This window comes from Neobacillus sp. DZ-9, assembly GCF_059587065.1.
The window spans coordinates 78,094-99,990 of sequence record NZ_JCAIOL010000005.1 but is presented as its reverse complement, the minus strand read 5'-3'; the positions used below and the strand labels follow the sequence as shown (position 1 = coordinate 99,990).

Below are 21,897 nucleotides of genomic sequence, written 5' to 3'. Positions count from 1 at the left end.
AATAGTCGTGTGGCGAATGGCATAACCAACAAGATATATGAACAAAGAAATAGATAAAAAAATGATCAGAGGCATATTATTATTTCGTTTCAAAACAGCCAGCCCCTTAAAAAATCGTTTACCCCACACTATGCTAAATCGTCTTGAATCATTCTTTTCAAGAAAATTTTTTTCGTACAAAAAGAAGCCAAACCGCTTTGAGATTCAGCTTCTTTTTTCCTCTTTTATTCTTTTGTAAGGTTCAAAGATTTATGATCCATTTCTTTTTCCAAATGTGCAATCCGATCATCTATACTGCTTTGATTAAAGGCTCCTTTAATCTTATGTTCTAAACGGTCAAGATAGTTTTCAATGTCCTTGAATTTTGAATAGGAATGGCTTTGAGAAGAATTTGCATCAAAGACCTGATTCATACCAATATTGGCGCGCGTTACATTTTCTCGGCCCATTAATTCCATTCTGCGAAGATTCATATCCTTTAACTTATGCTTCATTTCTTCGTATTTTCTTTTTAATTCACTCAATTGCTCATTCGCTTGTGCAAGTGAAGCGCTTAAACGGTGGGCACGCTCGACAAATTGCTGATGCTCTGCTGCGGCAAATTGATATAGCTCTGTCTCCCCCGCATTTGATGCGATTTCCGCTTGGTGCTTCCTTTTTTCAGCCAACTCTGCTGCCAAATTATACTCTTTCAAAAATTCATCCTTCAAACGAACTTGTCGTTCTACAAGCTTTCCCACTTTTTCTGTTTCCTGCTCACATTGGCGTAGGTATTGATTGAGTTTACTTATTGGATTTTGTGATTCCTTTTGGTGAAGAGTTTCGTTCAAATCAGCAACAATGATATCTTTTATTTTTGTAAATAAGTTTGACATGTTTATTTTTCTCCCTTGAAATTAATATTTTTTTAATTCATTCCATTGCTTATCAAAATTAACGAATGGATCATCATTATTTGGTGCTGCTTTTTTGTTCCAATTTTTATAGACAAGATATAGGACATAAGCTGCGCCTGCGCCAATAAGGGCAGGTATATTGTGGATGGTTGATGAAAGGACCACTAACCCAAAGATAATTAATGCGATCTTCCATCCGATGGAGTCCACTTTCAAAAACTGTTTGTAAATGAAGTAAAGAATCACGAGACTCAGAAGTAATGCCACCATTGGACCAATCGTATTCAGTAAGATGATGGCAGCCAAGCCTCCTGCTAAAAACAATCCAAATTTTTTCACTTTTTCTTCCTCCTTTGTTCTGCCTCTTTATGTTTTCATCTTACCTTTTTTCTAATGGTTCCATAATTGCGCTTGAGCTTGATTTTACTATCGGACCTAAGGCTTAGGTGATGTCGGACTATTTTACATAAAAAAGCTCACACTCAATCTTGCCGAACAAGCGAGTGTGAGTTTTCTTTTTAAAAACAAATGGCCAATTTTCCATACAAAGGTAATATAGATATTTATAAGGGGGCTGATTTGATGAATGTAATTGGGAATTTTAAAATCCTAACGGTTTCTAAAGGCATCCAGGGTCCTTATATGAAAATGAAGGTAACCCTTTCGGACGGTACCTCAACCATTCGTTTTGGATTAGATGAACCTACCTATGAAAATATTAAACAAATTGTTTCAAAAAATTATTTTGATTCACTTGCTAGAAGCTATCGTTTCGAATTATTGCCTTATTATGCAACTTACCAGGAAATTGATAACAGCCAGCCTGTCTTTATGGGTTCAATTAGATGTATTCAAGACCATAGGGCTAAAAATATTCAGTTTCCCTGTACCGAAAGATTTGCGGGAAATTTAGAATGGTTTAAACATGCCGTTTACAGTACTGAGGACATAAAACATTTGACCTTAGACGGTCATGAGGGACATTTTTGAAAGGAATTCTATAGCTTATGTCCTTCATAAAGTTAATGAAGGACATTTTTGCTTAAGGAAAATAAATTTCTAATCGATTTGAGTTGCTCCGCAATATGTAATAGTTTTGAAAATCATTGTTAACATACCTACTAGGATACTCTGTTAGTTCAATAGTAAATTTACTTCCGTCCTTCTTCAAAAAAGAAAGATAGCTTTCAATTAATTGGATGGATTCAAAGTGAAAACCATCTCTTTGAATAAGCATATCTTCATCATAGTAGTTTAATACCACTTGACGGTTTTGAAATAGGGTAATAACAATGAGATCTCCTATTTGTTTTTCCATACTCTTAACACATAGCCCCCACATCCACATTGATCAATAAATTTCAAAACAATTTCATCTCCAAATATGGATATTAACTCTTTTGTTAAATAAGCTTCAGGATTGCCAAAGATTGCAGGTGTGACCACATTGACATAAAATCCTTTTGAAGTTTTTTTTACGGCATCAATGGCATCCTTAATGACTAACTCCTGATCTGTTTCATATGCAACATGTTCAAGTGCTATCGACCAATTCTTTTCCAAATCAATCACCTCTCCTCACTTTATTTTAAAATGAATACAGCAAGGTTTTGGTGATATACATCACTAAATGGCCTCTCAGTCCGGAAAACAATATATTTTTCTGATTAAGATTTACGAATATTTTCTTTCGGCTTAACAATACTTTGATTGCTGTTGAAGGACTATGATATTAACTACAATCAAGTTTAATAAAGGTTTGAATTATTAACTGCGTAATTATTGGTGTATTGTTGGTTGATTGGGCCTAAATAAGCTTGATTGAGGACATTCAGTTCTTATATTCATGTTATATTGTCCTTAATGAGCCCGATGGAGGACATTTCAAGCTGGTAATCTGGTATGTTGGTCCTTAAGGAGCGTGATTGACGCATTTCGTGCAAAAAAATAATACCCCCACTTTACAAAAAAGTAGAGGTATTTCTCTATTAATTGACACTCTTCTGCCCAGTCCAGTACATTTCTCGTAACCGATATTTTTGCAATATGCCCGTAGCAGTTATTGGCAGGTCATCCACAAATTCAACATCTTAAAGAAAGCACCATTACAGCCCCAAGCTGGCAAATGCCATAAAAGAACTCCAACATGAAATGGGTGTTCGGAAGCATAACCATAACATGGTCACCTTTTTCAATTCATGCTTGCTCTAATGCAGCCGATAAAAGTTCAACAAGGTATCCAAATTCTAGATATACCAATGTGAAATTTGGAGCACCTCTCATGAAAAGTATTTTAGTAACAAATCAACGATTCCAAGTCTCTTGGATAATAGGTTAGCATTTCCATTCCATTTTCAGTGACGAGAACTGTATCGGAATGACGGAATCCACCTAAACCTTTCACATAAATCCCTGGTTCTACTGTAAACACCATTCCAGGTTGCATGATCGTATGGTCTCCCAAATCAAAAAATGGTGATTCATGAAACAATAATCCAATTGCATGACCTGTATGATGGCGTGTTAAGTGTGAAATATTATTTTCTTTGAAATATCTTTGCACTGCTTCTTCTACATAAGAGGTTGGTTTACCAGGTTTTATGTGTTGAAAGGCCACTTCTTGCGCGTCATACATGTATTTGAAAAAGGTCTCTTGTTCCTTGCTTACTTCCTGAACGAACATCGTTCTTTCTAATTCGCTTTTATAGCCCCAGATACTTGCTGAGGAAGCCGTAACAAGTGTATCTCCTGTTTTTAAAACAGCATTCTGGGTTACAGCATGCGGATAAGCGGACATTTCACCAATTTGCCCGCGAAATAAGGCAAAAGCCGTCTCCCCGTGCGGTTTATAATCAGGTCCCAAGGTTTCAATCATCGCTAGAGTTGATTCCGTGCTTGCCCTGCTAGTGATTTCAAGCTCGCTTAATCCCGGTTTTGAATATTTTTGTAATAAACGATGAGCCAGATTCCCCCATCTGCAAGATTCATTGATCAATTCAATTTCTGCAGGTGATTTAACCGCCCGCATATCTGGAATAACATATTTGATGGATTGAAATTCCTTCGCTTCAAGTAATTGATCTAGTGATGGACCTCGATATCCAGATGGTGACCCATATCCAATGGAATCAACACCAATTCTTTTTCCTTGGAAACCAGCCTTTCCTAATTCATCCTTAAAATATTCCATCGGATGCTTGATTCCGGGATATTCAGGATAGGAGTGAACATAGTGGATTTGTGCTGTAAAGTCCTGGGCATGCTCTTCCTCTAAATATGGAACAAATAAATGTGTTTTGTGCTCTGGATCGATATAAAACGCGATTGGCCGCTCCGTCGGATGAAAGTGGAACCCAGTTAAATAAAAAATATCTATTGGGTTAAAAAGAACAACACAGTCAAGTTCTTTTTCTTGGAGTTTTTGCAGAAATCTTTCCTGCCTTGTAAGAATTTCTTCTCTAGAAATTGATAATCTCATCTTTAAACTCCCTTACCTTTTATTCATATAAATGACAAGCGGTATACTGTCCAGATTCAATTTCTTTCAGGGCTGGCGTTTCTACTTTGCAAATTTCCATGCAGCTAGGACAGCGAGTATGAAAGGCACACCCTTTCGGCGGGTTCGCAGGGCTGGGAACATCCCCCTTTAGCACAATTCTGTCCTTTTTCTGTGCAGCATTTACCTCTGGAGCGGCTGAAATAAGGGCAAGAGTATAGGGATGCAAAGGGTTCGAGAATAATTGCTCCTTGCTTGCAAGTTCCACTATTTTTCCAAGATACATCACAGCTACTCGATCTGAAATATGCTCACAAACAGACAAATCATGGGTAATAAACATGTAGGTCAAATTAAATTGATCCTGAAGGTCTTGCATTAAATTAATCACCTGTGCCTGGACGGAAATATCGAGTGCGGAAACAGGTTCATCTGCAATGATAAGCTTTGGATTTAGCACCAATGCTCTGGCAATTCCTATTCTCTGCCGCTGCCCTCCGCTGAACTCATGAGGGTGCCGGATGGCATAGCTGGGATCCAATCCTACCTTATTCAACAATTCAGAGACCTTATCTCTTCGTTCATTTTTGGTTCCGATATCATAAACCTTCATTGGCTCCAATAAGGTTCGCTCTACTGTCCATCTTGGGTTTAAAGAAGCATAAGGATCCTGAAAGACCATTTGGATATCTCTTCTTGTTGACCTCATGTCCTGCTTTGGGAGGGTGGTTAAATCTTTTCCTTCTAGTTTAATACGACCATCGGTTACTTCGAGCAATCGAATAATTAATCGCGCCATGGTAGATTTTCCACATCCACTCTCCCCTACGATTCCAAGTGTTTCTCCCTTTTTAACTTGAAAGGAAACTCCATCTACCGCCTTAACAGCACCCACTTGTTTGGAAAAAACGCCTTTTTTAATCGGGAAATACTTTTTAACGTTTTCCACTTCCAAAATATATTCATCTTGCTGTTTCAATAATGACATCGCTTACCCTCTCCCTCCCCTCTGAAGCAAGCCAGCAGGCTGATTCCTGTGCATCATTCACTTTGAATAGCGGAGGCAAGGAAGAATGACACTCATTCATTACATAAGGACAACGATCGGCAAATCGGCAGCCTTTCCCCCAATTAATGGGGGCAGGAACCTGACCTGGAATGTAATGCAAACGTTTCTCTTTGAAGCCTTTTTTCGGTAATGACGCTAACAGCCCTTTGGTATAAGGGTGTGCCGGGTTATTTAATACTTCTTTTACTGGACCTGTTTCGACAATCTTGCCCGCATACATAACAACTAGACGGTCACAAACCTCTGAAACCACTCCGAGATCATGCGTTATTAATATCATCGACATGCCTTTTTTTGACTGGAGTTCTTTCATCAGCTCCAGGATTTGGGCTTGAATGGTTACATCCAAAGCTGTAGTTGGCTCATCGGCAATAATCAATTTCGGATCACAAGCCATAGCCATTGCAATCATTACTCGTTGCCTCATCCCACCTGACAATTGATGCGGGTAATTATCATAAATTTCATCCGGCCTTGGAATGCCTACCTGCTTCAATAAATCAACCACTTTTTCTTTACGTTCTTTCCCTTTTAACTTTTTATGAATTTTTAAGGATTCACCAATTTGGTCCCCTACCGTGTAGACCGGATTAAGGGATGTCATAGGCTCTTGGAAAATCATACTAATTTCATTGCCACGAATCTTTCGCATTTCTTTTTTGGACAGTTCTAGCAGGTTGACACCATCAAAATCAATGGTTGTTCCTGAAACCCTGCCAGGTGCTTTGACCAGTCCCATAATCGAAAGCGAGGTGACACTTTTCCCGCAGCCTGATTCCCCAACAATACCAAGCGTTTCCCCTTTACGGACATAAAAGGAAATTCCATCTACTGCATTAAATTCCGTTCTTCGAGATGTAAATGTAGTTTTCAAATTGTTGACCTCTAGAATGTTCGATTGCACGAATCATTCCCCCTTAAGAACCTGCTTTGATGGCAACCGTTTGTTTAAGACTCTCATCCATATAGACAATTAATTGATCAAGAATCTCATCTGTATGAGCATGCGAAATGGCATGATGCAGCAGATAGTTTGGCGAACAATATACTCCTTTACCCGCAAAAGCATTAATAAATGCCGCATATTTTTCCTTATCACTTGTGGTCGCGCTTCTGTAATCAACCAGTTCCTCATCGGTAAAATACCAATGGAAATGTCCGCCTCTACCCTGCATTTTTGCTTTAATTTGGTGTTTTTCTGCCAATCCGGCAAACGCAGCAATCAGCTTTTCTGTTCGGTTTTGAAGTGTCTGGAAAACCTGTTTCTCTTCATATAGCTCCATAAAAGCCATCGATGCCGCTAAAGAAACTTGATGCCCATTGTACGTCCCAACAAATGAACATGTCCCTTTACCCGGTGTCACCGTCTCAAAAATAGAGGCTTTACCCGCTAAGGCAGCTAACATATACCCATTACTGATCGCTTTTCCAAATGAAGCTAAATCAGGGGTTACACCGTAAAGACCCTGTGCCCCTCCAGGTGATAAACGGAATCCTGTTAACAGCTCATCAAAAACTAGTAAAATATTTAAATTATCACAGATTTTCCTTAAACCCTGTAAGTACTCCTTCTTGGCAGGAATATAGCCTATATCAATCATCGTTGGTTCAATAATTAAAGCAGCAATCCTGTGCTTATTCTCCGTCAATAAGCGCTCTGACACTTCAAGATCATTAAAAGGCAGAACAAGGGTACTCTTTACTACCTCCTCAATTAATCCTGAGGCACCAGGCAACGAGTTGGGTGCGGATTTATCCCCCGCCTTTTGTAAATCTGGCCAAGTGCTTACATATACGGCATCATGCCACCCGTTATACGCTCCTTCAATTACAGCCATATCTGACTTTCCCGTGTAGGCTCTTGCCATCGCCATTGCATGCATGATGGCCTCAGTGCCAGTATTGGTGTAGCGAATCTGTTCAGCCGTTGAGACTAAGGAAAGAAACTTTTCAGCGGCTTTGATACTTAATTCCGTTTCTACACCAGTAACAATGCCAGAATTACTGTAAAACTTGACTCGATCATTAAAATCCTGATCATTATGGCCTAAAATGACCGCTCCGTTTCCCATAATACAGTCAATATATCGGTTTCCGTCGATATCGGTAAGATAGGCTCCATCAGCCTTTTGGTAATAGATTGGGTGCGGGTTGCGATAACGGGAATTGGAATGGACCCCTGCAGGGATTGAGTTCAGTGCTCTATCGTATAATGCTTTTGATTTTGCTAGTTCCATAATGTCACTTCCTATCTAAATTGTTTGACGGTATCAGCAGATAGCATATATTTATATAAAAATTGATAAAATGATTGTCTCTTATTTTCTGATACGTTTCTATAAACCTCTTTAACCGCTTCATTTCCTCGCCAATAGGAATAAATAAACGGCGCCCTTAAACTATGTCTGAAGAAACGAAGTCTTGATTGGATCCAATTTTCCTCTCCAAAGGAAAATTCTTTTAAGAACGCTGCTACTTCGTTATCACTCTTTTGTTCTGCATGAATCATATGGGCTGCGTTTAATCCGGAGATAGATTTAATTTCCTGATAAACTGAATAAATTTCATCATCCATTGAATTTACCCAATCTATGAAATCGATCCCATTATCTCCAATTCCTTCGAAAATGGAACTGCTTGCTGTATTGGTGATAACTAAGGCAGCATCAAGAGGTGTATCTCCTGATTGAACGGCTAATTCCCTTATTCTCATATGTGTGGTATGGCCAGGGAACGACTCGTGACAAACTAAATGTTTTAAAGCTTCATAGGTATAGGTAAGATCCCCATTAATATACATTTTGCCGCCAACATAATCACAGTAAGCGCTGTATGGAACCCCAGTAACTATTACCGGAGTAACCTCGACATCTTCCATTTCAGGAAACATTTTTTCGACTACACGTTTTTTTGATTCTGCCAGCAAATCTTTTAAAACCGATTCGAGTTGTAGGAAAGGCACACGTTGGGAATGCTCCCATTTCCATACTTTTTCGGTTAAAGAACCGGCGAGCCCTCTTTTTGTCAAAAGACCATCTAGTTTTTGATGGAGTTCATTTCGTTCTGCAATCGAATAGGGATTTTCATTCACATATAACAATCCTCTGACTTTTTCCCTAAATGAAATCTCCTTACCACTACACCATTTTGCCAATGTAATTAGCGAACCAATTTGTTGCTGCATGTAGTTCCGGCGAATCTCGGATTGAATGAATATATAACTGCTCCTCAAATCGTTCAAATCTGAAAGAATTTCTTCCCAGCTGTCATAATGATTTGGCTTTTCAGATGTTAAATTAATAGGAACGAGACCTTCTTTATCTAACGATGCCTCCGTGCTCGGGGAATTCCTGTTCCGATAGAATTCATCCATCCCCAAGACAATTTGGGTATAGTCCTGGGATAATTTAAGGTCTAGTGCCTCATATCCAGCTGTTTTTGTACCCATTTTATTTTTCCTCCGCTGTATCAAGGTTACCAAGCATAAATCCATAATCGCCAGGACTTACTTTATTAAAGAGACCTCGTGTTAAAATAACTAGATTCCGTTTAAATGGTGAACGAATCACTTCTAGTTCTTCGAACGTTCTTGGATTGTATGTGCGTGCAAGCACCTGATTCCCTTCAATGACCGTTCCAACCGAACCAAAGTCAAATTCTGGAACCATGATGCCGCCATGTGTAGGACGAATAATCGCAATTTCTGTCATAACGGTTTGTTCTGGTGGGGGTGTAACAGCTCCTGGGATCATTTCTAATTTACGCATACAATTAAAGATCCCTTCCACTCCTCTTTCGATATCCTTATCGAAGTTCGGACCTCCGCCAATTTCAACGGTAATGCTCGGGATCCCTTTTTCTACGGTGTATGTAGCCGTTGTTCCCTCATATGGATGAGCAGGACGATACAATACCGGGAAATTAAAAGCTCTTGAAAGTTCTTCGTCGTTTTGAATATATACGTAGTCTACAACTGGAACTGCGCCCCCTGCATGAAGATCGATGTATACGTCAATTTCATCTAAAAAGTTTTTTACCATGGAATGTGCTAATTGTTCTGTCACCCATCCCTCTTTATCGCCAGGGAAGACACGGTTTAAGTTGTTCATATCTAGAGGAGTATTTCGCGTCATGCTTTCAAATGCAAGCGGATTGGAAACAGGAAGAAGTTTAACCGTCCCAGCCAGTTCGGATTCATTTAAACGGTTATATACCCGCCTGATGATCTCGGCACCAATAATTTCATCGCCATGAACGAGGGCAGAAATACCGAGAACCGGGCCTTCCTTTCCACCTTGAATCGTATGAATCGGTAATGATAATGGTGTTCCATTTGATAGATGAGTAACAATAACCTCTTTATATTGGCGTGTAGATGTAATCGTCATATTATAATTCCTCCCATATTAATTCCTTTTTAATTTTGAATCAGTTAAATCCCTGATCCCGTCACCGAGTAAATTAAACCCTAATACTGTAAACATAATAGCTAATCCTGGATAGATAGATAAATGTGGAGCTTCACGAATGAATTTCATCCCAAATGCCAATGTCCATCCCCAACTAGACTCTGGAGGTTGAATTCCGAGTCCTAAGAAGCTCAAGGTTGCTTCAGAAACAATGGCAACACCAAGTCCTAAAGTCGCTACGACTACAACTGGAGCTAAACAGTTGGGTAAAATGTTAAAAAAGATAATCCGGAAATCATTGGAACCAATTGTCTTAGCTGCTTGAATATACTCCTCTTCCTTTATGGCCAGCACATTAGCCCGGACAATTCGGGCATAATTTGTCCAATAAACAAAACCAAGGGCTAAGATAACATTCTCAATCCCAGGCCCTAAAGCAGCAACAAGGGCAATCGCTAGTAGCAAAACTGGAAATGATAAAACAATATCCACAAATCGCATGATGATTGTGTCCAGCCAGCCACCGTAATAACCAGATATTAACCCGAGTGTTACCCCAATAATCATCGCTAAACCAACAGATACAATCCCTACTTCCAATGAAACCCTTGCACCATATATAATCCTTGTAAATAAATCCCGTCCATACTGATCTGTTCCTAAAAGGTGTCCCTTTTCCATCGGTTTTAGAAGCCGGTCCGCCATATTCATTTGGTAAGGATCATGAGTCGAGATTAGCGGTGCAAAAAGGGCACAAATAACAACAATTAAGACGATGGCCCCCCCAATTAAGACAGATTTACTTTGAGTAATAAAATAGAAAAACTCTTTGAACTGAAAACCTCTTTTTGATGGTTTTGCTGTTTTCTTCTCGATTTGAACCTGTTTTGATAGTTCCATTATCCTCCCCCCTATACTCGTTGAATTTTTGGATTGATAATGGCATATAAAATATCTACTATTAAATTAATCAGCGCGAAAATTAACGCAATCATTAATACACAGCCTTGTACCACAGGAAAATCCCTCTGACTAATAGCGGTAATAACAAGGCGGCCAATCCCAGGCCAGGCAAAGACGGTTTCTGTTACAATCGCTCCCCCTAGTAAATTTCCAAATTGGAGTCCCACAATGGTTACAACTGGAATTAAGGCATTTCTGAAGCCATGTTTAATAATGACCATCAACCCTTTTACCCCTTTTGCCTCTGCAGTTCGAATATAATCTTCCTTTAAAACTTCGAGCATTGCGGAGCGAACCATTCTGGTAATAAGGGCTGCACTCATGACTCCTAATGTGAAAGCCGGTAATAGTAAATGCTGCAAGCTATCCACTACATAAAAGAGATTCCCCGTTTGAAGTGTATGTCCTATGGATTGGAATAAAGGCTCCCCTCTTCCAAACGAGGGAAGAATGTTTAAGTTAACGGAAAAACCAATGATCAATAATAGCCCCATCCAGAAAACCGGCATGGACACTCCCAGCTGAGCAAAAAACATACTGACGTAATCCAGCCAAGAAAATTGCTTGACTGCTGATACAATGCCCAAAGGGATTGAAATGATTAAGGCAATAATCATGGCCAACAACGCCAACTCAATGGTTGCTGGAAGGTGCTTTATAATTAATGAAATAACGGGTACATCCTGAAAAATTGAAATTCCCAAATCCCCGTGAAAGAGTTTTTTAAGAAATAACAATAGCTGCACGTAAATTGGCTGATTTAATCCGAGAACTTCCCTAAGGTGTTCTAGGTCCTCTTTTGTTGCATCCTGGCCAAGCAAAGTCATTGCCGGATCACCAGGAATGAGGTGAAGCAGAAAAAAGACAAGAATAGAAATCCCTATTAACACCGGAATAAATTGAAGCAATCGTTTTATGATAAATGTTGCCATCGAGAACACTCCTGACTTTCAAGATAGAGGGGGAAACCCCTCTACCTTTTTTTCAGTGTTATTTTATTATTTCTGCATCCTTTAAACCGTAGAGGTTTCCGCTTGGGTGAACAGTAAATCCTGAAAGATTCTTACCGTACATGGCAATATAGCCTTGGTAAAGCAATACATCGTACGCCACTTCATCTGTTACAATTTTTGCGGCTTCTTGATAGATTTTAGTTCGTTCGTTTTGGTCTAACGTTGTTCTTCCTTTATCTAGTAGACTATCAACTTGTGGGTTGCTGTATTTTCCATAGTTGCTTCCACCTTTTGAATGGAATGGATTGTAAAACGAACGGTCTGGATCTACCTGATTTAGCCAGCCAACTAAAGCAATGTCGAATTTACCCTCTGTTAAGGCAGTGTTAAACGTTGGGAACTCACTTGTTTTTACCTCGGTTTGTATACCGAATTTTGTAAACTCATTTTGAAGATACTCAACCGTTTGAATTCGGTTAGGGTCTTCACTATGAGTGGATAGGGTAATCGTTAATTTCTTTCCGTTTTTATCCAGGACTTTATCACCATTGGTATCTTCCCAGCCTGCTTCTTTAAATAATGCTTTCGCTTTTTCTGGGTCGTAGGAAAAACCAGTAATATTATCTGTGTATGCCCATGATGGTGGAATAATCGGTGATTTTCCAGGCTTATCCATGTTTTGATAAATATCTTTTGAGATGACCTCTTTATTTACCAAATAGGAAATCGCTTGTCTTACCTTTAAATCAGATAAGATAGGGTTTTTCTGATTAAAGTTCAAATACGTAAAGCCTAGTCCTTCCATTTCTTTTACTTCGAATTTATCATTTCCTTTAATTCGCTTTATATCTTGAGGAGAAAGTGGAGAATGTACTAAATCAATGTCCCCCGACTCTAACGAAGCTACTCGAGTTGAGTTATCTGGAATAATAAAGTAAGTTACCTTTTTGGTTTTCGGCTTTCCATTCCAATAGGAATCATTTGCCTCAAATGATATCTTGCTATTTTTATCCCATTTCACCATTTTATATGGGCCTGTACCAATTGGTGTACTTGATAATGAGTTGTCATTTTTTTCGGCAATATGCTTTGGTACAATCCCAATATCCAAATAGCTTAAAAGTGGCGCGAAGGGTTGCTTTAGAGTGAATTTCACTTGGTTAGTCCCTATTACTTCTACCGATTTTATAGGTGTATAGAGTGAGGCAGATGGCGCTTTGAAATTAGGATCGATTAAAGAATCATACGTATATTTAACATCTTCTGCAGTAAATGGTTTTCCATCATGGAAAGTGACATTATCGCGAAGTGTAAAGATCCAAGTCGTAGGATCAGGATTTTCCCATTTTGTTGCCAATGACGGCTGTGGCTCCAATTTATCGGACAGACGTACGAGGCCGTCATAAACAAGTTCTGTAACTCTTTTGGCGGATGTGTCTTTTGATAGACGTGGATCCATAGTGCCGGCATCCACATCCAAGCCAACTTTGATTTCATCCTTTTTAACCGCTGCATTTCCATTGCCACTTTCATTTTTTGTGTCTTCACTACTATTAGATGGTTTCTCATATGAACAGCCTGATAATAATATGGAAAAGATTAAACCAATAACAAAGAATAATGATAACCAAGTTTTTCGCTTCATAACTTTTCCCCTCTCATTGAAAATAAAAAGTTTTTTAAACCCCTAAAAGCTCTAAGTATTGCACCTCCTTGGAGCATTTATTGAGAATTTCACAGCCATTTTCAGTAACAATTACTATATCTTCAATCCGAATCCCATATTGATTCGGAAGATATAATCCAGGTTCAATACTAAATGCCATTCCTGCTTGGATAACATCATGGTTGTTTTGATGAATAGATGATCCTTCATGAAGCTCCAAACCAATCCCATGACCTGTTCGATGAATAAAATATTGATCATACCCCCACTTGGCAAATGAATTCCTAATAAACAAGTCAATTTCTGAAAATTCCACACCCGGCTTGACCAGCTCAATAGCCTGTTCCTGTGCCTCTCTTATGATTTGATATAAATCTTCAAATTGTTGATTTTTTCTTCCTAGATAAAAAGTTCTTGTAATGTCAGAACAATAATCGTGAAACAACCCGCCCATATCTATTAAAATTGGCTGATTGAATTGTGATATGTGATCACTGATTGTATGGTGTGGATTGGCTGAATTTTCCCCGAACCCAATAATAGGTTTAAAGGACAATTCATTGACACCATGTTCAGCAAAAAAACTTTTAATGGTTGCAGCAACCTCTCTTTCGGATGTTGGAAAATACTGCAGTTGGAGGATTTGATACATTACTGCGTCTGCAATTCTAGCAGATTGCCTCAATGTATCAATCTCTTTTTCATCTTTTATTTCTCTTAACTTTTCAACAATGGCACTTTTTTCGACCCTTATTGCAGGGAGTGCTTTTAATAGATCGATTAAAAAAGAACAAAGCCAATTCTGATCAATTCCTAATTTTTCATAGCCAGAAAAATTTGATGCCAATATTTTGATCGGTTCCATTTCATCACTGTAATAAATTACTTCAAGTTCGCTAGATTTAGGTACTTGGTCTGAAAACATTTGATGAATAATTAATTTCTTTTTTTTGCTGGGTGATAAAAGTAAGACTGTCATTCTTTCTCCTGTATCAATATTCGCTCCCATTAGGTACTTGAGATTATAGGGAGAAGTTACAACCAAATGGTCAAACCCATTCGATTCCAGATTTTGATAACATTTCATTAGCCTTGAAGTATATGGCTCCATTTTTTAGCACTCCTTTTTTAGCAAAAAATAAAGACCAAGCCATGCCGAACAAACCCTTAATAAGGTTAAATTCGGACAGCTTGGTCTTAAAATTCGTTGGTATGAATAGGGGCTTCCTATCCACTGAACTTTAGGCTCGCTGGAAAAATTATTTTTAGACTGAAAATTGAATTAATTTAAATTATACTGATAATTCAAATTAATTCAATACTTTTTTTAAAATTATTCGGTTTAAATTGAAACGCTCATAGATTTATAAATCAAATATTGGTTATGGGCATCCTTCATTGCAGAAATAATAGCTTTTTTTCCTAGACCAAAATATCTTTTCTCAAATCTTGCAATTGGTGCTTCTATCCCTTCTTTTAAATCATGACCTGACAAAATACTTTTAATGAAATCAGTACACATATTTGTGACAAAGGTACAAGAAGCATTCAGAATACAGTCCGTATTTGGGTCTATTTCAAATCCTACGCCCATAACACCATAAAGGTTTTTGGCTGCCATTCCATCGGGTAATCGTGAATAACCAGTGCATATAATTGTTTCATTGGAATTCATCATTGGTTCCCCCTCTATACATATTTAGTCACTCTAAAAATAATTATAACTTGATGTATAAAAGATGGAATTCTTTTTTTGAAAAATCTAAACCTTTTATAAATTAGAATTTGGTAAACTAAACCTTATGTTAAATTTCAAGACTATTACTTCTAAACCAGATTGTCCATAAAGTCGAATCCAACCACTCAAGATCGGGGTACTCTCTCCAACTCTTTCTGCAAGATTTTTATACTTTCGTTTCTTTTTAAATATCTTAATACAATTTGAATCTTTTCTTCCGTTGTAAATTGGCCATAAAAACACCCCGTAAATGTTAGTTTGATGTCTAACATTTACGGGGCAGTTCAATACAAATTGTTTAGTCTTTATTCTTTTAGAGTTATTCTTATCTTAAATCATCATAAATCTTACTTATTAATACTTTATTTGGATCCTGGCTAAGCTCCCACATCATCGCTCCGCCCAATCCCATTGACTTAATAAAGGATGTTTTATAACCGATCGACTCGGGATCATCATAGCTAATAAATTGCGAACCATTGAACAACCAAGGCACTTTAGAATCAGGCTCCCAGTAACGGATAAACCCGTTTTTATTAAGGTAACTTGCTTCAAGTTGACCATAACTTAGAGCAGAACCCCCGCCAGAAAAAGATTGATATAAACCGTTATTCACATTGTTTACTTGGTTATATACTCTTCCGTAAAATGGTATCCCCATTACAAGTTTAGTAGCTGGTACCCCGCTATTTATATAAGTTTGTACGGCATCCTGGACACTAAACTCTGCAAATTTAGATTCTGGATCGCGATATAACGGGGAATTCATTCCAGTTAAAGTTTCCCAAGATCCATGAAAATCGTATGTCATAAGCTGAATGTAGTCTAAATACTGTTGTAGTAAGCTTAGTTCCGTATTGGCAACATAGCCTTTGTTAGCACCGCCGGCAATCGTTAATAAGTATTTTTTTCCATCGATTGCACTTTGAGCATCTAACGTTTCTCTTATTTTTTTAACCAAAAGGGTGAAATTCTGTTTATCTTCAGGGCGATGAATATTACCTGCTTCTCCCCCAGCTACCGGATATTCCCAGTCCAAATCGATTCCATCAAATCCATATTTTAAAATAAATTGCAGACAGCTATCTGCAAAAATCGTTCTAGATTGATCTGTTAAGGCAACATCTGAAAACCTTTCTGACCATGACCAGCCGCCTACAGAGATTAACGTTATTAACTGTGGATATTGCTGCTTTAGTTTCGTTAATTGATAAAAATTACCTTTATATGGCTGATAGGCGGTATCACCTGGAAAAGTTTGTTCGATATCAGCAAATGGATCGCCAACCTCTATTTTTCCATCGGCATTAATATTGGCGAAGGCATAATTCAAATGTGTTAGTTTACTAGCATCAATGTCAGAAACCTGATAGTTAGAATAGGTAGCCCAGCCTGCGAAATAGCCTACTCTTTTAAAATTTGATTGAACAGGAGTTGTTTGTGGTAATGTTACAACGTTTAGTACACTACTAGCACCTGATACATTTCCACGTGCATCCCTGGCTTTGATATAAAAACTATAGGATGTATTTGGGGTCAGATTGTTAGCCACATATTGCGTGGAAGACACATTCCCAATCAATCTATTATTTTGGTAAATGTCATAACCCGTTACCCTCAGATTATCTGTTGAACTATTCCATGCCAATGAAAGAGATGTTTCCGCTATGGAAGTGGCATGAAGGTTGGTTGGTGTTGATGGCGGCGTTCGATCCGGCTTTGCAGCAAGAGCGACCTTGCCATTTGCAAGGAAAGTTAATAATAATAAAAAAACAATGACAAACAATGATAGTTTCTGTTTCATCTGTACCCTCTCCTACTACTCTTTTAATAACATTTTAATATAAAGAATAGTCTGACAAATAGGGACGATAGTAGGAAAAAGGTGCCTTGTGGATTAGGCACCTTTAGAGTCATTAATTTCTATATTTCATTTTCTTATCCAATAGTTTAAAAGCATTAATTAATTTTTCTCGCGGAACCGTCTCATACAAATCGCCAATGCTAATCTCGAAATAACTGGTCTCCTCACTTACTTCCCTTACGTAACTAGATAGGCCAATACCAGATTCCGTGTAAATTTCAGCTAAAATAATCTCCATTTCCTCTTTAGGAGCTTGAAAATGGACATGAAACATATTAGAGACCGTCTCTTGAGGGATGGTTGAAACACCATGACATTGATTATAAAAATGCGCCAGTTCTTTAGCCTCTGCATAATATTGCTTCATTCTCGCAATGCGTTTATCAAAATAATAGTCTGCACTTAGGAAATAGGGATATAGACTAATTAAATCTCCCCCATGACGCCTCTTCCATACTTTTGATTTCTCGATAAAATCTGTGTCACCTGCTAGAATAGCACCAGCAATTCCGCCGATTCCTTTGTAAAAAGAGACATATACACTATCAAATAGACTGCAAATTTCCGCAGCTGACTTTTCATAATAGGGGGTAATCTCAAAAAGTCTCGCTCCGTCTAAATGCAATTTGATTCCTTTTTCCCTGCAGTAAGCTGAAATCGCTTCAAGGGTTTTATAGTCCGGGAGCTGTCCACCAATCTCCCGCTGTGGTAATTCAAGTAGAATGCTGGCAATTTCCTCCTCTAGGCCTGCCACATCCTCGAACTCAATTACTCTAGTTTTATCTGCTAACAGAATCGATTCAATCTGATGCAGTTCTTTCAAGCCATCTTCCTCATGAATCTCCAAATGGCTTAATGGATGATAGGCTACTTTATTTATCCCTTTTTGATCACACCAAATTCTTAAAGCAATTTGCTGGGCCATAGTGCCGCTCGGGAAAAATACCGCCGCTTCTTTCCCTAAGAATTCTGCCATTTTTCCCTGAAAGTCTTCTATTATTGTTCCCTTTCCGTACATGTCACTTTCTAATTCTTCATTCAAGTCCTGCAATGCCTCTTTCAGAACTTGAATGTTTCTCGTTCCATGACCGGGTACTTTAAATTGGCTTTGTTTAAACGCCTCTTGTAAAAAATTATTATCATTCATGCTTCCATTTCCTTTCTCTCTATGTCTATGTAACTACTATATCAGAAAGTTATTGAAATCCCAGAACTGGATGAGGAACATATGGGTCTTCCATGAATGAAATTTCATCAGTGGTTAATTTAACGGAAAGAGCAGCCACCGCATCGTCAAGATGATGCATTTTCGTCGCACCAATTATTGGTGCTGATACCGATTCCTTTTGCAGCACCCAGGCAAGAGCGATTTGAGCACGCGGTACACCACGTTTCTCTGCCACTTTTGCAACACGTTCAACTACTTTACGGTCTGCCTCGACCGTTTCAGCATAGAGCTTTTTCCCGAATTCATCGGTTTCCGAACGTGCGGTTCCTTCTTCCCAATCTCGTGTCAGTTTTCCTCTTGCCATCGGGCTCCATGGAATAACACCTATTTTTTCCTCTTTACATAGTGGAAGCATCTCTCGCTCTTCTTCCCTGTAGAGGAGATTCAGATGGTTTTGCATGGAGACAAACCGAGTCCATCCATTTCGTTCGGCAATATGTAAAGCCTTAAGGAATTGCCACGCGTACATAGAGGATGCGCCAATATATCTGGCTTTTCCTGCCTTCACGACATCATACAAGGCCTCCATCGTTTCTTCAATCGGTGTATGGTAATCCCAGCGGTGGATTTGATAAAGATCCACATAATCAGTTCCAAGCCTCTTTAAGCTGTTATCAATTTCAGCCATGATGGCTTTCCTAGAAAGGCCTGCTCCATTTGGACCCTTATGCATTCGCCCGTGTACCTTTGTCGCAATTACAATTTCATCGCGCTTTGCATATTCTTTTAAAATTCGTCCGACAATTTCTTCACTGGTACCGTCTGAGTAGACATTAGCTGTATCAAAGAAGTTAATGCCATATTCAAGAGCCTTCTTTATTATTGGACGGCTTTCGTCCTCGTTTAGAACCCATCGATGTGCCCCGCGTTCAGGTATGCCAAAACTCATGCAGCCAAGGCAAAGTCGTGATACATCCAATCCGGAATTACCAAGTTTCACATACTTCATTTTTAAACCCTCTTTCTGTATAAAATCGATGACTTTCACCTAACATTTCCAATTATATTGCACAACATTTATTTTTAGGTCACTGTCATTTTCTGCATTTCAATGATTTTTTTCAGATATTCATATTCTTTTTGCTCCAGAATATCAATTTCATTGTTTGTAGCCAGTAAGATTTGGTCTCTGCACTTTGAAATTCTTTGAATCATCGGATGTATCGTTAAACTTGAGAGATTCACAAAGTCATATAGGTCGTTCAAGCACACCGGCAATTTATAGCCTTTATTGCTGCTGGCAATTAATAACCCGCTATCGCGCAGTTTGGAAACAATATTTGAACGAAAGTTATGAGGATTCATTTTGATGTCTCGAATAGCATTAAGATTTTCTAGGATTTCTTCCGTATACACGTATTCATCTGGATTTTCCTTTAGATTAAATAAAAGAAACTTAAGAAAATCGATTCGAAGCTTTTCATCCTCTTCTTCACTTTTTCGATGTTTCTCTATATACTTGTAGGCTGAATTTACAGCTTGTTTGATAATAATCTCGTCATGTTTGGAGTTTTGGTAGTCGGTTGTGTAATCATGAAGAAAGTTTTTATAGTCTAGGGGTAATAGGTTAATAGCAGCTATTTTATTTTTAATTATTTTGATATAAGAATGGTAATTTGCAGTATACTGGGTTCGTTCATAGCCTTTCGCAAGTGTTGCTGCGATTAAGTCTGCTAATCGCAGAATGCTCTCGGATTGATTATTATTGAATCCAAAAGTTGAATAATTAAAGAGGTCCGGAATACTTTTTGTCCCGATGTAATGTTTAAATTCTTTCAAAAATGGTTTAGTTTCTTGCTCATCTGCCGTAATGTCAAGCTGTTCAAATGTTCTATTTAAATCATCATATATCATTCGATTTAAATATTTAAAAAACGGCGTTTTATGCATAATGCCATAGTCTTCTCTTATTTTTCGCTTATCAAACACATAGGCATAAACACTGAAGGGTAAATCCTTAAGATCATTTAACATTTTGATTGTGTCTAATTCCTCCGTTTGAAAGGATTTTACTAATTCCGTTTCCAGCCATTCCTTATTAGGACTTTTTACCAGAATCGCAACAAGAATAAAGTGGGTTGAAACATCGTTTTTATCAAAAGAAAAACTATAATCGCCGCATTCATTCAAAAAAGCAAATTGAATATCGTCCATCCTGCCCACCCCGCCAATAAAATTTTAACTATCTATAATTTCAACAAAATTTTTTCTAAACCTCTTAAAAATTCCTTTTTTTAGACAAATAAAAAGGTTAACCAAATGGTCAACCCTTTATTTTTCCAGCATTAATTTTAAGATAAGTTCATCTGTTTGGCGTGTTCCTTCATTTCCAAGCTTACAGAAGCTTTCAATACTTTTTTCCACATCATCGTGTATAAAGCCGTCCGTCGATTGGATTTCTTGATGGTTCATTGCCAGCAATGCAGACTGTACGGCGACATTTGAACAGGTCGAAACTTTCATAGCACAGCCTGCTTTGGCCCCGTCGCAAATCATTCCCGATACGTTTCCGATTGTATTTTGAATCGCCGCTTTAATTTGTTGGAGTCCACCATCTAGCAGGTAAACAATGGCTCCACTCGCACCCATTCCGGCAGCCGTTACCCCGCATAAAGCAGAGAGGCGGCCGAATTTCGATTTGATATGAATGGTAATGAGGTGGCTAAGTGCAACAGCCCGAATCATTTTTTCCTCGGATACCTGCAGCTTTTCTGCTGCTGCAACAACTGGAAGTGTCACGGCAATTCCCTGATTGCCGCTCCCTGTATTTGCCATTACCGGTAGTGTTGAACCTGCCATTCTTGCATCTGAACCGGCTGCCGCTAACGACATGGCAGCAGTAGCAATATCATCCGAAAGGATTCCTTTTTTTACATTTTGTTTAATCGTTTTTCCTACTTTTAATCCATAATCACCGGAAAGTCCTTCATTTCCAATAAAACGGTTTAATTCAATACTCTTTTTAACCAGCGTTAAGTCCTTAAGATCCGCCTCTAATACCCATTCATATATTTCATCAATGGTTAATACTTCTAATTCCTCTTCATCCGTTTGTATGCCGATATTCTCACATCCGCCAAGGAAAACTGCTTTCCCATCAACTTCGATTAAGGTGATATTGCTATGGTTATCAGAAATGACCACTTTTGCTGTCTGTTGATCTGTTTCTACGATGACTTCGATATATAGTCTTTTTGGAGTATCAGCTTGTCCGGCTTGCACTTTTCCTTCTTCAATGAGCTTCAAAGCCGAGCGCTCATCATCAATTGTAAGACCTTCTAAAATTTCTAGGTTTTTATCTGGATTGCCCGCTGCCGCTCCTAGGGCAGCTGCGAACTCGAGTCCTTTTGATGACATCCCTGGAATTCCAACAGATTTTGCATTTTTAATAATATTTCCGCTTGCTTTTACGGTAATTGCCTGTATTTCACCCTTTGCATGGCTCTTTGCTGTGGCCGCTGCCAAGGCAATCGCTACTGGTTCCGTACAACCAAGGGCAACAACTAGTTCTTTCTCTAAAACAGCTAATATTTTATGCTTTCTCATATTGTCCCCCTGCTAAGATCACTTTACTAATATTCTACCATAATAGTCCATAGGTTTTTAAATCACTTT

21 protein-coding genes are annotated in these 21,897 nt (G+C 38.4%); 1 reads left to right on the top strand and 20 read right to left on the bottom strand.

Features of this window, described 5'->3' with window-relative positions:
• Positions 1–224: 224 nt before the first annotated feature.
• Together AC59HZ_RS15405 and AC59HZ_RS15400 are read right to left on the bottom strand one after the other, a co-directional pair.
• The gene (locus tag AC59HZ_RS15405; protein ID WP_496546685.1) at positions 225–875 is read right to left on the bottom strand and encodes a PspA/IM30 family protein; all 651 of its coding nucleotides are present in this window, start codon (positions 873–875) and stop codon (positions 225–227) included.
• Between the two features lie 21 nt (positions 876–896).
• The gene (locus AC59HZ_RS15400; RefSeq protein ID WP_496546684.1) at positions 897–1,235 is read right to left on the bottom strand and encodes a lmo0954 family membrane protein; all 339 of its coding nucleotides are present in this window, start codon (positions 1,233–1,235) and stop codon (positions 897–899) included.
• Positions 1,236–1,478: 243 nt separating this feature from the next.
• On the opposite strand from AC59HZ_RS15400, the gene AC59HZ_RS15395 reads away from it, so the two are divergent.
• Positions 1,479–1,886, top strand: coding sequence for a hypothetical protein (locus tag AC59HZ_RS15395; RefSeq protein ID WP_496546683.1), 408 nt, complete (start codon positions 1,479–1,481; stop codon positions 1,884–1,886).
• 52 nt (positions 1,887–1,938) lie between these two features.
• Here AC59HZ_RS15395 and AC59HZ_RS15390 read toward each other — a convergent pair whose 3' ends face one another.
• The 18 genes from AC59HZ_RS15390 to AC59HZ_RS15305 form a co-directional block, all read right to left on the bottom strand.
• Positions 1,939–2,214 carry a hypothetical protein gene (locus AC59HZ_RS15390; protein WP_496546682.1) on the bottom strand — a complete coding sequence of 92 codons (276 nt, stop codon included), beginning with the start codon at positions 2,212–2,214 and terminating at the stop codon, positions 1,939–1,941.
• Positions 2,199–2,468, bottom strand: a complete 270-nt coding sequence (locus AC59HZ_RS15385; protein ID WP_496546681.1) for a CGCGG family putative rSAM-modified RiPP protein — start codon at positions 2,466–2,468, stop codon at positions 2,199–2,201. The genes AC59HZ_RS15390 and AC59HZ_RS15385 overlap by 16 nt, the downstream gene beginning before the upstream one ends.
• Positions 2,469–3,189: 721 nt before the next feature.
• Entirely contained in the window at positions 3,190–4,374 is a 1,185-nt protein-coding gene (locus AC59HZ_RS15380; protein ID WP_496546680.1) for a M24 family metallopeptidase, read from the bottom strand.
• A gap of 19 nt (positions 4,375–4,393) precedes the next feature.
• Complete coding sequence (locus AC59HZ_RS15375) at positions 4,394–5,380, bottom strand: ABC transporter ATP-binding protein (protein WP_496546679.1); 987 nt, start codon at positions 5,378–5,380, stop codon at positions 4,394–4,396.
• Entirely contained in the window at positions 5,355–6,365 is a 1,011-nt protein-coding gene (locus tag AC59HZ_RS15370) for an ABC transporter ATP-binding protein (RefSeq protein WP_496546678.1), read from the bottom strand. Before AC59HZ_RS15370 ends, AC59HZ_RS15375 begins: the two co-directional genes overlap by 26 nt.
• A 13-nt stretch (positions 6,366–6,378) precedes the next feature.
• Positions 6,379–7,698 carry an aspartate aminotransferase family protein gene (locus AC59HZ_RS15365; protein ID WP_496546677.1) on the bottom strand — a complete coding sequence of 440 codons (1,320 nt, stop codon included), beginning with the start codon at positions 7,696–7,698 and terminating at the stop codon, positions 6,379–6,381.
• Between the two features lie 11 nt (positions 7,699–7,709).
• Complete coding sequence (locus tag AC59HZ_RS15360) at positions 7,710–8,909, bottom strand: hypothetical protein (RefSeq protein ID WP_496546676.1); 1,200 nt, start codon at positions 8,907–8,909, stop codon at positions 7,710–7,712.
• 1 nt (position 8,910) lies between these two features.
• Entirely contained in the window at positions 8,911–9,849 is a 939-nt protein-coding gene (locus tag AC59HZ_RS15355; RefSeq protein ID WP_496546675.1) for a succinylglutamate desuccinylase/aspartoacylase family protein, read from the bottom strand.
• Between the two features lie 18 nt (positions 9,850–9,867).
• Positions 9,868–10,770 (bottom strand): nickel transporter permease, encoded by a 903-nt coding sequence (nikC, locus tag AC59HZ_RS15350; protein ID WP_496546674.1) that lies wholly within the window; start codon positions 10,768–10,770, stop codon positions 9,868–9,870.
• Between the two features lie 11 nt (positions 10,771–10,781).
• The gene (locus tag AC59HZ_RS15345; protein WP_335443713.1) at positions 10,782–11,765 is read right to left on the bottom strand and encodes an ABC transporter permease; all 984 of its coding nucleotides are present in this window, start codon (positions 11,763–11,765) and stop codon (positions 10,782–10,784) included.
• Between the two features lie 58 nt (positions 11,766–11,823).
• A complete protein-coding gene (locus AC59HZ_RS15340; protein WP_496546673.1) occupies positions 11,824–13,431 on the bottom strand; it encodes an ABC transporter substrate-binding protein in 1,608 nt (535 codons plus the stop codon).
• A gap of 34 nt (positions 13,432–13,465) precedes the next feature.
• Positions 13,466–14,563 (bottom strand): M24 family metallopeptidase, encoded by a 1,098-nt coding sequence (locus AC59HZ_RS15335; RefSeq protein ID WP_496546672.1) that lies wholly within the window; start codon positions 14,561–14,563, stop codon positions 13,466–13,468.
• A gap of 231 nt (positions 14,564–14,794) precedes the next feature.
• Positions 14,795–15,130, bottom strand: a complete 336-nt coding sequence (locus AC59HZ_RS15330; RefSeq protein WP_496546671.1) for a DUF3870 domain-containing protein — start codon at positions 15,128–15,130, stop codon at positions 14,795–14,797.
• Positions 15,131–15,515: 385 nt separating this feature from the next.
• Positions 15,516–16,994 carry a glycoside hydrolase family 18 protein gene (locus AC59HZ_RS15325; protein ID WP_496546670.1) on the bottom strand — a complete coding sequence of 493 codons (1,479 nt, stop codon included), beginning with the start codon at positions 16,992–16,994 and terminating at the stop codon, positions 15,516–15,518.
• A 112-nt stretch (positions 16,995–17,106) separates the two neighbouring features.
• A complete protein-coding gene (locus AC59HZ_RS15320; RefSeq protein WP_496546669.1) occupies positions 17,107–18,201 on the bottom strand; it encodes a threonine aldolase family protein in 1,095 nt (364 codons plus the stop codon).
• 49 nt (positions 18,202–18,250) lie between these two features.
• Positions 18,251–19,231 (bottom strand): aldo/keto reductase, encoded by a 981-nt coding sequence (locus tag AC59HZ_RS15315; protein WP_496546668.1) that lies wholly within the window; start codon positions 19,229–19,231, stop codon positions 18,251–18,253.
• A gap of 74 nt (positions 19,232–19,305) precedes the next feature.
• Entirely contained in the window at positions 19,306–20,436 is a 1,131-nt protein-coding gene (locus AC59HZ_RS15310; protein ID WP_496546667.1) for a hypothetical protein, read from the bottom strand.
• 117 nt (positions 20,437–20,553) lie between these two features.
• Positions 20,554–21,828, bottom strand: a complete 1,275-nt coding sequence (locus AC59HZ_RS15305; protein WP_496546666.1) for an L-cysteine desulfidase family protein — start codon at positions 21,826–21,828, stop codon at positions 20,554–20,556.
• Positions 21,829–21,897 lie beyond the last annotated feature (69 nt).